Origin of the sequence: Salinibacterium sp. SWN167, from assembly GCF_015864665.1 — a bacterium.
Lineage (GTDB): Bacteria > Actinomycetota > Actinomycetes > Actinomycetales > Microbacteriaceae > Rhodoglobus.
The window spans coordinates 555,934-569,480 of sequence record NZ_JADYWU010000002.1; the positions used below are offsets into that span (position 1 = coordinate 555,934).

9 protein-coding genes and 1 tRNA gene are annotated in these 13,547 nt (G+C 61.1%); 6 read left to right on the forward strand and 4 right to left on the reverse strand.

The window, feature by feature from the left end:
• Positions 1–12: 12 nt before the first annotated feature.
• The gene (locus I6E60_RS12530; protein WP_197125492.1) at positions 13–1,014 is read right to left on the reverse strand and encodes a phosphotransferase; all 1,002 of its coding nucleotides are present in this window, start codon (positions 1,012–1,014) and stop codon (positions 13–15) included.
• A 67-nt stretch (positions 1,015–1,081) separates the two neighbouring features.
• On the opposite strand from I6E60_RS12530, the gene nudC reads away from it, so the two are divergent.
• Positions 1,082–2,008: an NAD(+) diphosphatase gene (nudC, locus tag I6E60_RS12535; RefSeq protein WP_197125490.1), complete on the forward strand. Its 927-nt coding sequence runs from the start codon at positions 1,082–1,084 to the stop codon at positions 2,006–2,008.
• The gene (locus I6E60_RS14690; RefSeq protein ID WP_197180639.1) at positions 2,005–3,699 is read left to right on the forward strand and encodes an ATP-dependent helicase; all 1,695 of its coding nucleotides are present in this window, start codon (positions 2,005–2,007) and stop codon (positions 3,697–3,699) included. Before nudC ends, I6E60_RS14690 begins: the two co-directional genes overlap by 4 nt.
• Here the strand turns inward: I6E60_RS14690 and I6E60_RS12545 are convergent.
• Both I6E60_RS12545 and I6E60_RS12550 read right to left on the reverse strand, forming a co-directional pair.
• Entirely contained in the window at positions 3,617–4,507 is an 891-nt protein-coding gene (locus I6E60_RS12545) for a hypothetical protein (protein ID WP_197180641.1), read from the reverse strand. The two genes, I6E60_RS14690 and I6E60_RS12545, sit on opposite strands and share 83 nt — an antisense overlap.
• 127 nt (positions 4,508–4,634) lie before the next feature.
• Positions 4,635–5,978: a zinc-dependent metalloprotease gene (locus tag I6E60_RS12550; protein WP_197125484.1), complete on the reverse strand. Its 1,344-nt coding sequence runs from the start codon at positions 5,976–5,978 to the stop codon at positions 4,635–4,637.
• A gap of 108 nt (positions 5,979–6,086) precedes the next feature.
• On the opposite strand from I6E60_RS12550, the gene I6E60_RS12555 reads away from it, so the two are divergent.
• From I6E60_RS12555 to I6E60_RS12570, 4 genes are all read left to right on the forward strand, one after another.
• Positions 6,087–7,199 (forward strand): S16 family serine protease, encoded by a 1,113-nt coding sequence (locus I6E60_RS12555; RefSeq protein WP_197180642.1) that lies wholly within the window; start codon positions 6,087–6,089, stop codon positions 7,197–7,199.
• Between the two features lie 211 nt (positions 7,200–7,410).
• On the forward strand, positions 7,411–10,290 hold the full coding sequence (locus I6E60_RS12560) for a UPF0182 family protein (protein WP_197180644.1): 2,880 nt from the start codon (positions 7,411–7,413) through the stop codon (positions 10,288–10,290).
• An 89-nt stretch (positions 10,291–10,379) separates the two neighbouring features.
• Positions 10,380–10,456: transfer RNA gene (locus I6E60_RS12565), tRNA-Met, on the forward strand.
• 196 nt (positions 10,457–10,652) lie between these two features.
• Positions 10,653–11,603: an SDR family NAD(P)-dependent oxidoreductase gene (locus I6E60_RS12570; RefSeq protein WP_197180645.1), complete on the forward strand. Its 951-nt coding sequence runs from the start codon at positions 10,653–10,655 to the stop codon at positions 11,601–11,603.
• Positions 11,604–11,622: 19 nt separating this feature from the next.
• Here I6E60_RS12570 and I6E60_RS12575 read toward each other — a convergent pair whose 3' ends face one another.
• Complete coding sequence (locus tag I6E60_RS12575) at positions 11,623–13,509, reverse strand: threonine/serine exporter ThrE family protein (protein WP_197180647.1); 1,887 nt, start codon at positions 13,507–13,509, stop codon at positions 11,623–11,625.
• Positions 13,510–13,547 lie beyond the last annotated feature (38 nt).

Below are 13,547 nucleotides of genomic sequence, written 5' to 3' on the forward strand. Positions count from 1 at the left end.
CAGCAGAGGAAACTAACCTGCGCGGTTATCTTTGCGCAGCATCGCTTCAACTTCATCGACGGCCATTGTGGGCATCGTGTTGGCGCTGATGGGGTTCATGACGTCGTCACGGATGTCGTCGAGCAACGTGGTGAGCATCTCACCGGCGTCGTCCACAATTTCGGTACTTCGCACTTCGGTACCGTGCAGCAACCATTTCGCGACCGAAAGCTCGGCGTAGAAGGTGGCGCGTTGCTTGAGCTGGCGGTCACCGGCTCCCCGAGCATCCGCGTAGGCGCCGAAGGCTGTGTCGATGATCGCGTCATTGCGCGGACCAAGCAGCCACTGCAGATCGGTGGCCGGGTCGCCGACCTTGATGTCTTGCCACCCGAGTACGCCGGTCACAGCGTTGTCGACGCTCAAGAACGAATCGGAGACGAGGGAACCGTTGACGACGCTGGGCTGGAACTGCCACAGCTTGGAGTCTTCGGCTGCCTTGCGCCAGCGTTCGAGCAGCGCAGCAGGCACCAGCTTGGTGGCGGCGGCACGATCGATGATCGAAATGCAGGAGCGTAGGCACTCGCCGGCGGTCTGCACGGGGAGTCCGGCATCCGCAACGAAGCTGGTGGGAAGGGCGTGAATCGCGGCGATGGCGGAACCAATGGATGCCGCGAGTGACCCAGCACCGGTCGTGTAGGAGCGCATCGGAACTTTGCTGCCGTACACAAATTCGTAGACGATGCCGCGAGTTTGGCCGACAGGAACTTGCCCCGCGTAGCTCGTGACATTGAAGGGGAGACGGGTGCGCACACCGGCACTCAAGGCGCGCAGGGCGACGAGGTCGGCGGACTGTACGTTCTCGGCCGCAGCGTTTCGTGGCACCCGAATAATCCAGTGTTTGCCGGCGCGGTCAGTGATGAGCGCCGAATCGAAGTCGTTTCCGTTGCCGGTGCCGAACGGGGCGGCTGCGGCAACTTCGAGTCCCTCGACAGCAGAGGTCGCCAGCGCGGCTAGAGTGAGATGTGATCTGGCCATAACACTCAGGGTAGGTTGCTCTGACGTGCATTTGCCGCACGCCACGCACTTGGGACGGGGTCGATACATGTCACAGGCTTTTCTTTCGCGACTGCCATTGTCGCGATATGAGATCGATCGTGACCACTTAGCTCGGGAAGATCCGCGTCTTCTCGACCGCTTGTGGCGCGAATCGGCAACTCGTGTGCTGCCGATTTTTGATGGCTCGGCCCTGCTGGCTGCCGATGGTTCTTTGGCGCTCTTGCACCCGGATGCGATCGAGCGCGGTCACACGAGCGTCTATTTGGGGCGCTCGATGTCGACAACGAGTCCCGAACCGGTTGGCACGCCCATCGTGACGGTTGAACTCGAGGATGCCGGTCACTTTGCCGAGGCCGAGTGGGGCAACTTGCGCAGCATTGCACCGCAGTTGAGCGACCGGGATGCGGGGCTTTTCACTGAAGCGCTCGCGATTTTGAACTGGCACTCCTCACACTTGTTCTCGCCGCGCACGGGGGAGCCGACCGTTGTGGAGAAAGCCGGGTGGGTTCGCCGCGATGTCGCGTCCAAGCTTGAAGTGTTTCCTCGCACCGACCCCGCGATCATTGTGGGGGTCACCGACAACGATGATCGTCTGCTTCTGGGGTCGAATGCGCTGTGGGAGTCGAATCGCTATTCCTTGCTCGCCGGGTTCGTGGAACCGGGGGAGTCGCTGGAGTCTGCCGTGCAGCGCGAAATTTTCGAAGAGTCGGGTGTTCCCGTAGTCGATCCCGTCTATTTGGGCAGCCAACCCTGGCCATTTCCGGCGTCGCTCATGCTCGGCTTTATGGCATCCGTTGCTCCTGGCTTCACAGGCCCCGGCACCCCGGATGGCACCGAGATCCTCGATCTGCGCTGGTTTAGCCGCGAGGAACTCGCAAACTCTCTCAATGAAATCCGCCTGCCCGGCCATTCGTCGATCGCTCGCGCCATCATCGAGCACTGGTACGGCCAACCGATTGACGAACAACCGTGACGCTTGAGGCAAACGAATTACTCGACGCGCTAGACGAGGGCCAGCGTCAGGCCGCTGAAACTCTCCTCGGACCGGTGTGCCTTCTCGCGGGTGCCGGCACAGGAAAGACTCGCGCCATTACCCATCGCATCGCCTATGGGGTTGCGACCGGTGTGTACCCTCCCGGTCGAGTCATGGCTCTGACCTTCACGAACCGCGCCGCCGGTGAATTGCGCGGACGGCTTCGTAGCCTTGGCGCAGAAGGTGTTGCCGCACGAACGTTCCACGCCTCGGCTCTCTCGCAGCTGAACGCCTTTTGGCCTCAGACCATCGGCGGCACCATGCCGCGCTTGTTGGAAGGCAAAGCGCGCATGATTGCGCACGCCGCAGACTCGATCAAACTCAAGCTCGATACCGCAACATTGCGGGATGTCGCTGCCGAAATCGAGTGGCGAAAGACGTCGCGGATGTCGGTCGAGCAATACGGAAACGCTGGCCGCACCGTGCCAGCGGCACTCACCATCGACAAGATGGTCGAACTTCAGTCCGCCTACGAGTCGATAAAGGATGCCCGGCGCCAGATCGACTTTGAAGATGTGCTCCTGGCAGCCGCCGGCATGATCGAGGCCGAGCCCCGCATCGCGCAGCAGGTTCGCGAGCAATACCGTTTCTTCGTTGTCGATGAGTATCAGGACGTTTCACCGCTGCAGCACGAACTGCTGCGGCTATGGGTGGGGGATCGTGACGACCTCTGTGTGGTCGGCGACGTCAGCCAGACCATTTACTCGTTCGCGGGAGCAAGCCCTGAGTTTTTGCTTCGCTTCGCCTCGCAGCACGACAACGCTGCGGTGCTTCGTTTGGAACGCAATTACCGATCCACTCCGGAGATCGTGCACGCCGCAAATAAGTTGATGACGAACCAGAAGGGCGCGCTGACTCTGCAGGCGGCAACAACCGATCACTCTCCGACCCCGCAGGTCACCGGCTACGACGACGACAACGCCGAGGCCACGGCGATCGCGGCAACAATTGCCGCCCAAATCGCCGGGGGAGTCAGTCCTGAGGAAATCGCGGTGCTGTACCGCATCAATGCGCAGTCCCAACCCATCGAGGCTGCGCTCACGGCTGCAGGAGTGCCCTTCCTGGTCCGCGGCGCGACGCGTTTCTTCGACCAGCGCGAAGTCAAAGAAGCCATCATGCTGTTGCGCGGTGCCTCCATCACCACGGCGACCGAACCGTTGTTCAAGTCGGTCAGCGACATCCTTCGCTCCATTGGTTGGTCGCAAGAACCACCCGAGACTGCCGGCGCCGTTCGCGAACGGTGGGAGTCGCTCAACGTGATCATGCGTCTCGCCGAGGATGCCGCTGCGGAGATGACCCTGCGCGAATTCGTGGCCGACCTTGTCGACCGCCAAAGCAGCAACAACGAACCGTTGCGTTCCGCTGTGAACCTCGCGACCTTGCACTCGGCCAAGGGCCTGGAATGGGAGTGTGTGCACCTCATCGGCCTCAACGAAGGCCTCCTGCCCATCAGCTACGCCCGCACGCCCGAAGCGATCGACGAAGAACGTCGTCTGCTGTATGTGGGTATTACGCGTGCCCGCCGGTCACTGGGGATGTCGTGGTCGGCTAGCGCACAAACAGGCCGGGGTGCGCGTCGTGCCCCCAGCCGTTTCCTTGACGACGTTCGGGACCGGACGCAGAGCTTGTAATCTGCGTCACTTGTTGGCAGCCGCATTCAGGATGCCGAAATCGCAAGCTTTCATCGCGGCGCCCGGTGGCGTGGTCGATGCGCACCGACGCAGTAGCGTCGGCCGGTGTCTGATCGAAGACGGTGTACCCGCTGCGACCCAGACGATGCAGGGCCATACGGCTGGCCTCGCCGGCGGCTTCAGCGATGAGCGTGGGGGTTTGTGCGAGCGAGGTGCGCCCCATGAGCTGAGTCGCGATGGCAGGCCAGGATGGGTCAGCATCGCGGCGGTGAAGATCAATGCACAGTAGGCATCCGGTGATTCCGGGAGTAACGACCGGGCCAACTTCGGCAGCAGAATCGGTGATGACGACGGGCATATGGGGCACGTCACGGCGAAGCCAGTGCGAGTGTACCGAGGGTGGAATGACGAAATGGCCGACAACGATTGCGAGATCCGGGTCGGGATGGGCAAGTTCATCGGGAGTTTCGGCGACATCAACGCTCACTCCGCTGGCGGCGAGAATGCGTGCGATGGACTCCACAAGCACACCAGAGCCGAGAACCGCGACCCGAGCACTTGGCGGCTGTGGGGGAGTCGCGACTAAGACTCGAGACAGGGCATCGAGCAGGTCGTTGCACTCAGCAGGATGAGACTTCGCCAGCATTCCGAGGCCACTACGACTAATGCCGGCCACGAGAGCAGAGAGGATCTTCTCCTGGTTCTCGGTGACGCGCGGCAATACAACGACGGGTGGGTCAATGCCGAACTGAGCACTCGTAGGGGATCGCCACACGAGCGGTAGTCGGGGGTCTACACGCAGCATCATGTGCCCATTGTGCACAACTGTCCGATTGGTCAGTGTGAAGATTCCACAGCCTGAAGATGAACTATCGGCGACAAAAACCTGTTGCGCGCGCGACTCTCATCGTGCCCAGCACTTTCCTCAGTGCGGGCTAGGACTCCTCGCCCTCGTGAGGGCGGTCTCCTGACTCGTCGTTCAAGAGGTCATTAATGGCCTGATCAACGTCGTCGAGAGTGCTGCCACCGTCGCGCAATCGTGCGACCAGAGCGGCCGGGTCGTCGATATCGGCGGCCGTCGGCATGAGGTCGGGGTGCGACCAGAGCGCGTCGCGTTGGTCGGCACCGAGCTCGTCGGTGACGTGCTGCCACATCGCTGCTGCTTCACGCAGGCGACGCGGGCGCAACTCAAGACCCACGAGAGTGGCAAAAGCCGACTCAGCAGGGCCACCGGACGCGCGACGGCGTCGCACCGTCTCCGCGATGGCGCCGCGCGCAGGAAGTCGTGAGGTGGCCGCGGCCGTAACCACATCCACCCAACCTTCAACAAGCGCCAAAACGGTCTCGAGGCGCTCAAGCGCCTCACGCTGCTCTTCGCTCTTCGGCGGAATGAGCGAACCGTTCGTCATCGCGTCGCGAAGCTCTTCAGGATTACTGGGGTCAAAGTCGCTCGCCAACTCAGCAATGGCATCCGAATCAATGTGGATGTCGTGGGCATAGGCGGTAACAGACGTCATGAACTGCAGACGCAGCCACTTTGCGTGGCGGAAGAGTCGGGCGTGTGCGAGCTCGCGCACCGCCAAGTAGAGGTGAATCTCGCTGTCGGGCAGGTCGAGACCGTTGCCGAACGCGAAGACGCTCTGTGGAACGAGTACAGCTTGTTGTTCATCGAAGAGAGGGATGCCAATGTCGCCACCCGACACCACTTCGCTCGCCAACTGACCAACAACTTGGCCGAGCTGCATGGCGAAGAGGGTGCCGCCGATGTTGCGCATGACTTTGCTTGCGCCGCTGAGCATCTCGTCCATTTCCTCCGGCGCGTTCTGCTTGAGAACGTCCGTAAGGGAATTGGCGATCGAGTTGGCCACTGGTTCAGCAAGCTGAGTCCAGATGGGCATCGTGATGGTGACCCATTCGCTGCGGCTGAGCAGCTTGGGTTCCACGGTGAGTTCGGAGATATCGGTGACCTCATCGAGCCAGAGCGCAGCCACATGGAGAGCCTGCTCGAGTTTGGTGCGTTCGGCGGGTAAAGACACCACGGTGCTTTGCGACGCGAGGTTCTTAGCCTGCTCAAGAGCAATGTCCCAGTTGATGCCATCGCCGCTCTTGCCAAGCGCGTTTTGGAGCTGGCTCAGCAGTTGCTGAATCATCGCCGGATCGTTGGGCAACCCTGCTGCACCAGCCAATTTCGCCGGATCGATTTCGCCCTCGCCCGAGAGAAAGTCGCGCATCATGTCGCGGAACTCGTCTTCGGAATTGTTCTCAGCATCGTCAGCCATGCTTTAACGCTAGCCGCTCGATGCCGTGCGCGGCTGAGTTTTGACCTAGGCTAGTGACTCTTACCGTGCGCCTGTGGCGAACACCGCTCCCACCCCGTAAGGACTTAGGTGGCCCTGTTTACTGATAATCGACCCGAACCTTCATCGAGCCGCGCCCGCAGTGGCTGGCTCGGATGGTTGGTTCTGAGCGTCGCGCTTGTAGGAACCCTGCTGGCAACACTCGTCCCTTCGCCGTACATCATCGAGCAACCTGGCCCGGTGTACGACACTTTGGGTGACGTGGAGATTGAGGGCGCACTCGTGCCGCTCATTCAGATTCCGGTCGAGACGACCTACCCCACCGAGGGTGCGCTCGACATGCTGACGGTTAACGTGTTGGGAAACCCCGATTCACCGCTCAGCTGGTTTGAGGTCGGCGCCGCATATTTCGATCGCAGTAAAGCAATCGTTCCTGTCGAAGCTGTTTATCCCGTTGGCGTGACGGTCGAGGAATCCACCGAGGCGGGTGCAATCCAGATGGAGACGTCGCAGCAGGAAGCGATTGCCGCAGCGCTCTCTGATCTGGGTTACGAATTCGATGCCACGCTGACCGTTGCTGAAACCTCCGCCGGTGGGCCGTCAGAAGGCGTGCTCGAAGCGGGCGACATCATCCGGAGCGTGAACGGTGAGACTTTTGCCGACGTAGCTGGACTGCGCGACGAAATCGCAGCAAACGGAACCACAACTCCTGCCGAGGTTGTCTTCGAGCGCGAAGACGAAGAATTGACCGTCGAGATCACTCCCACAATGAGCGAAGGCGACGACGCTATCCCGATCATCGGCGTTGTGGTCGGTAGTGCCTATAATTTCCCGGTCGACGTCAAGATCCAGCTGGAGAACGTTGGTGGTCCGAGCGCCGGAATGATGTTTGCCCTCGGAATCATCGACAAGCTCACGCCCGGCGCGATCAACGGCGGCACCGAAGTTGCGGGCACGGGAACGATCACCGCCACCGGCGATGTCGGGCCGATCGGCGGCATCCAGCAGAAGATGTATGGCGCGCAGGCAGCTGGTGCTGACTTCTTCCTCGCTCCCGTGGAGAACTGTGATGAGGTTGCAGAGAACACTCCCAAGGGCCTCACGGTCTATGCCGTCGACGATTTGAACGATGCGCTCGTAGCGCTGGCCAGCATCCGCGGAGGGTTGAGCGGCGCCGGACTTCCCACCTGCAAAGCCAGCTAAATGAGTGCCTGTTGAGCGCCAACTAGGCGCCCAATGGATGCCGCTTCACCCCTCAATTTCTGCGATGAACCTTTCCGTGCGCCTACCAAGCGCACGTCCCTGTGAAGAACATTGCGTGGAGCTTGTGTAACGCTGAGAGCGATCACCAACCCCGCGCCCATGAAAGACCTTTAAGATAGCTCTAAGCCCCCAATTTCAGGAGCAAAGTACTGTGTCGAGCCAAACCCAATCAGCCCCGACGAGCAAGACGAGGTCTGCGTTTACGATTACGGCGATAATTCTCGCCGTCATTGTTATCGCCTTCTTCTTGTTCTCGAACCTCTACGCCGATGTGCTCTGGTATAGCCAGACCGGGTATTTGGAGGTTCTCACTACCCAGTGGATTGCTACAGCCGTGATGTTCATGATCGGCTTCGTCGCGATGGCGGTTCCGGTCGGCGTCAGCCTGCTAATCGCTTTCCGTGCACGCCCGATCTACGCCAAGCTCAACGCACAGCTTGAGGGCTACCAGCAGGTAGTCGAACCGCTACGCAAGCTCGCCATGGTTGGCATCCCGGTTCTGCTCGGCATCTTTGGCGGTGTCTCCTCCGCGAGTGCCTGGCCCGTTGCCCTGCAGTGGCTGAACCGCAGCTCGTTCGGCACGACCGACCCGCAGTTCGGCTTGGACATCTCGTTCTACTTCTATGAGCTGCCGATGTACCAGGCTGTGGTCGGCTTTGCTTCGGCAGTACTGATCATCTCGTTCCTCGGTGCGCTCGCCACGAGCTACCTCTACGGCGCTCTGAGCGTCCACGGCCGCGAAGTTCGTATTTCGCGTTCCGCACGTATTCAGCTCGCGATCACTGCGGGGCTCTTCTTCGCTCTGCAGGCTCTGAGCATCTGGCTTGACCAGTACACGACGCTGAACGAGTCCAGCCAGGGCTTCCTGCAGACCGGTGCGAGCTACACCGAAGCCAACGCTACGATTCCTGGCCGCGCCATTCTGGCCGGCATTGCTGCCATCGTTGCCATCCTCTTTATCGTGACGGCAATTATCGGTCGCTGGCGTTTGCCGATGATCGGCACCGCACTGCTGCTCATCAGCGGCCTGGTTGTCGGAAACCTCTACCCGTGGATCGTTCAGCGCTTCCAGGTTGACCCCAACGCGCGTACCTACGAAGCGGAATACATCGATCGAAGTATCGAAGCGACCCGTGATGCCTATGGCGTCGCCGATGTCGAAGAGATTCCCTACAGCGCAACGACCGATGCTGAGTCGGGTGCGTTGCGCGCCGACGCCACGACGACCGCGAACATCCGCATCCTCGACCCCGCCATCGCCCCGGCGGCCTTTTCCCAGCTCGAACAGTTCAAGCAGTACTACCAGTTCAGTAGTTACCTTGATGTCGACCGCTACGAGATCGACGGTGAGATTCAAGACACGGTGATTGCCGTTCGTGAACTCAACCAGTCCGGTCTTGGCGAAGCGCAGTCCTGGTACAACAATGCTGTCGTCTACACCCACGGCTATGGCGTCGTTGCCGCTTTCGGTAACCAGCGTGCCGCCGATGGCCAGCCAGTGTTCCTCGAGTCGGGCATCCCAAGCTCTGGAGATCTCGGCGACTACGAGCCTCGCGTTTACTTCGGTGAGGACTCTCCGGAATACTCGATCGTTGGTGCCCCGGAAGGCTCCGATGACATTGAGCTCGACTACCCGTCGGGTGGAGAAGACAGCGAGCAGAACGCCACGACGACTTTTGAGGGCGACGGCGGGCCTGTGCTTGACAACATCTTCAAGAAGCTTGTCTACGCAGTGAAGTTCCAATCCGAGCAGATCTTCCTCTCCTCAGACGTAACTGACGAGTCGCAAATTCTTTACGATCGCGAGCCTCTCGAGCGTGTAGCGAAGGTTGCTCCGTACCTCACCCTCGACAGTGACGTGTACCCGGCCATTGTGGACGACCGGATTGTGTGGATCGTCGATGGATACACCACGGGCGCTAACTACCCGTACTCGCAGGTCGAGCAGCTCTCCAGCGCGATTGCTGACAGCTACACGCCGGCGCCGCAGTTTGCGCTCGACGACATCAACTACATCCGCAACTCGGTCAAGGCGACCGTTGATGCTTACGACGGTTCGGTGACGCTCTACGCGTGGGATGACGAAGACCCTGTTCTGCAAACGTGGGACAAGATCTTCCCCAACACGCTGTTGCCGCAAAGCGACATGAGCGTTGAGCTGCTGGATCACGTGCGCTACCCCGCTGACCTGTTCAAGGTGCAGCGCGAGATTCTTGGGTCGTACCACGTTACTGATGCTGGCTCGTTCTACTCAAGTGATGACCAGTGGGTTACCCCGGAGGATCCGGTTTCGGGAACCGGATCGCTTCAGCCCCCGTACTACCTCACGATGCAGGTTCCGGGAACAGAAGACCCCGCGTTCACTCTGTACTCGACCTTCATTCCTAAGGGAACAGCGGACGCCAGTCGAAGCGTTCTTACCGGTTATTTGACGGCGAACTCGGATGCGGGACCTGATTACGGAAAGCTCACGCTGTTGACACTGCCGAAGCAGGACACTATTCCTGGTCCCGGACAGGTGCAGAACAGCTTCAATACCGACACGATCGTGGCCAACCAGCTGGCACTTCTCCAGCAGGGCGATACCGAGGTCAAGCTGGGTAACTTGCTGACGCTGCCGGTCGGTGGTGGACTGCTCTATGTTCAGCCGGTCTACGTTCAGTCGACCAGCGGAACCCAGTACCCGCTGCTGCGCAAGGTGCTGGTGTCGTTCGGTGACGAGATTGCCTTCGAGGACACTCTCGACGAAGCACTCGACACGCTGTTTGGTGGAGACTCTGGCGCCGAAGCCGGAGATGGAGAAGTTCCGGTAACGCCGGATGTTCCCGTTGACCCGGATGCGCCAGTAGACCCGGATGCACCGGTTGTCACTCCCGGTGACAATTCGGCACTCGACAGTGCACTGGCGGACTACAAGTCGGCACTGGCGGATCGTAACGCGGCTTACGCAGACAACGACCTCGTCGCTGCTGCGGAAGCTGACCAGCGCATGGTCGACGCAATTGAGCGGGCAATCGCCGCCACCGAATAGTGAAATCTGACTCAGCGGGCCGCAGCACACTGTGAGCCCGCTGAGTTCGGTTTCTGTGCCGTTCACCCTGTGTTACGCTTTATATACGCCGCGGGGTGGAGCAGTTCGGTAGCTCGCTGGGCTCATAACCCAGAGGTCGCAGGTTCAAATCCTGTCCCCGCAACCACGTAAAGAATCCCGGTCTCATTGAGACCGGGATTCTTGCGTTAACGGGCTTGCGTTAACGGGCTTGCTTTAACGGGCTCATGCAGTGCCTTTGGATGCGTGATCCGCCCGCGGGTGTGAGATTCTTAGCTGCACCGGACGCCGGTAGTTAACCCCGCGAAGCTCCTGAGCCGTGTTCCTGCAGAAAGAGACTCCCCATGAATTCTCACGCCACCAAGACCGCTCTCGTCACGGGCGCAAGTTCCGGGGTGGGTTGGGAAGCCGCAGCGCAGCTTGCCGAGGCGGGCTACGGCCGCATCATCATCACGGCGCGCACTGCCGCGAAAGTCGCAGAGGCTGGGGCTTCGCTCAGCGCACGAGTTCCCGGCGCGCAGTTCGTGCCGGTGACTCTCGACCTCGACGACTTTGGATCCATTTCCCGGGCTGCTGACGCCCTCATCGCCGACGGCACTGCTATCGACGCCCTCATTCTCAACGCGGGGGTTGCCTCCACCACTCAGTTGCGCCGCACCTCGGCTGGTATCGAGCAAATCATGGCGGCGACGCTGACAGGGCACCACGCGTTTACCCAGCACCTGCTCCGGGGTGGGCTGTTGAGCGCCCACGCTCACATCATCATCGCCGGGTCGGAAGCCGCGCGCGGAGACGTTCCCTCGTTCACTATTGTTGACGTGGCTGAACTGGCTGCGGCATCCTTCGACGGTGATCTGGAGCGTGCCATTGAGGCGATTCTTCGCGCGGAGCCGCCCGTGAAATACAGCAACAACAGTCAGTACGCGACGGCGAAGACCTTTGCGGTGTGGTGGGCGAAAGAGCTCGCCACCCAACTTCCCTCAGGGATGACGGTGAACGCGGTGTCGCCCGGCAACACTCCGGATACGCAAGCCTCACGGGCGATGCCCGCGATCATGCGCAGGGTTCTATTGCCGCTCATGAAACTCATTCCCGGCGTCTCGCACAGCATTCCGGCGGCCGCTGCTCGGTATCTCAGTGCGGTCGAGATGTCGGATGACGTGACCGGCACCTTCTTCGCGTCACCGCCGAAGAAAATGACGGGACAGCTCACCGCGGCGACCCAGGGCCATTTCACGAACCCGACCGGGCAGCGTGCCCTCTGGAACGTGTTGGAAAGACTGACAGCCGAGTAGAAATGCTCCGAGTCGCCCGCTACTTTTCGGCGGAGGATCCAGCTTCCTCCTGAGCGCCAGAGGTGGGCACCGCTATCGGCTCAGTCGCAGGGGCCGGCTCAAGGAAGTCGAAGAGTTGGGGAATCCGTTGGTCGCGCAGGGAACTTGAGGCGGCGAGCCCGATGAGAACTCCCAGGGCGATCGCGATCATCGAGCCGACCGTGGTGATGAGGCTGCTGAATGCTCCTGTGTTGCCCCCTAAGACCTCGGTGACGCCCACGAGCCCCAGTGCTCCCGGTACGAGCAGCCAGAACGCAGGGAGGAAGCTGACGATCGCGGGAGGGCCGCTGCGGTGTCGGGCGACGAGCACCGCGACGGGAGTCATCGCGATGGCACCGACGAGAGCCGACAGCACGCCGCCGAACAACACATCACCGATCACTTGGGCGCCATAGGCAACGTAGAGCACGAGCATGATCCACGGAATGGATGCCGGCCGTGCGCACTGATAGACGGATATTCCGATTCCAAATACCGCGACCGCGATCCACGGCGCGATGGGGCCGAGGGGTTCGCTCGACACATCAAGGTTGATGGTGGGAATTCCCACAAGGGCGCCGGCGGAGACGATGCCGACCGCGAGCAGCAGCAGTCGCATGGCGCCAGCAGCGGCACGGGCAGAACCAGACATGATGTGGCCGGTCGAGAGTTCGATCACGGCAGTGGTGAGCAGTCCACCTGGCAACAAGATCACCAGCGGTGCTACGAGCGAGGGCAGCACACCGGAGTCAGCAGATATCCGGGTCACGAGCAACACAATCAGTGAGGAGCCGAGAGCGGCTCCCACAATCACCAGTGCGGTGTATCCGGAAGGCAGACGTTCGCCGAGCAACAGCAGCGTTCCGACACCAAGGCCAAGCGCAGCAGCTAACAGCACTCCGAGCCATGATGAGCCCAGAAGCACCGCGATCGCGGCCGACGTGAGTGCATACGCAAACACTCGTTGAACGGTTGAAAAAGGCGCAGAAAGCGCGCGCACTTTTGCGAGCTGACGCGTGACCCACGCACTCGAGCCAGCACGAACTCGTCCCACCTTGACGACGCGGTCAATCACATCAATGGCGTAAAGCAGATATGACCGGCGGCCCGCCGACACTGCTCTCGTTTGCGCGGAACCGTCGGCATCCAGCGACACCAGAATTGCCGTAGGGAACACAATTACTTCGGCAGAAGGGTACCCATTTGCCGTGGCGACATCCTGAACGGCAGAGCGAACCATGCTGACCGGGTAGCCGCTATCGATCATCGCTTCGCCGACATCCGCCATGGAATTGAGCACAACCCCAGCCGAGGTCGCACTATCGCGTAGTGGCGCCGCAGGGGCAGCGGTGTGCGCGGTGAGTGAGCGCCGTCTCAGTGCGAGCCAGAGCACAATCAGGCTCGCGACCAAGACGGCAACAGCGATGAGTAATGATGTGAGCGAAACCGTGGATGTCGCAACACTGGGGGGAGTCGCCGGCAGCGGCACGACTTCGACCTCGTCTGCCGGAGTCTCGACCGGAGTGGGGGTGGCGCTCGGCGTCGGCGTGAGGGTCTCGGAGGGAACCGGAGTTGGAGTCGACGTTGGGGTGGATGTCGACGTTGAGTTGGGAGTCGGGGCGACCGTCGGGGTGGGGCTAGGAGCGGTCGTCGCTGCGAAAGTTTCCGGAGCGCTCGGGCCGATCGCTGCCGGGTCTTCGTCGACAGCGGCCAGTGCACTGCCGCGGGACAACTCGCTAGAGGTGCTGAGTGCGGGCGTTGACGTAGTGTCTGCGCGCGCGGGGGAGTTCGGCCCCACCGCTGCCGAGACAGCCAACAGGAGTGCACCGGCCGAGCAGGCAGCGACGATCAGCACTCGAAGACTTAGTCGGCGCTGCGCGATTCTCATTCTCCCGTGTCCTCCGTGGTAGACAAACCGGTGTGTAT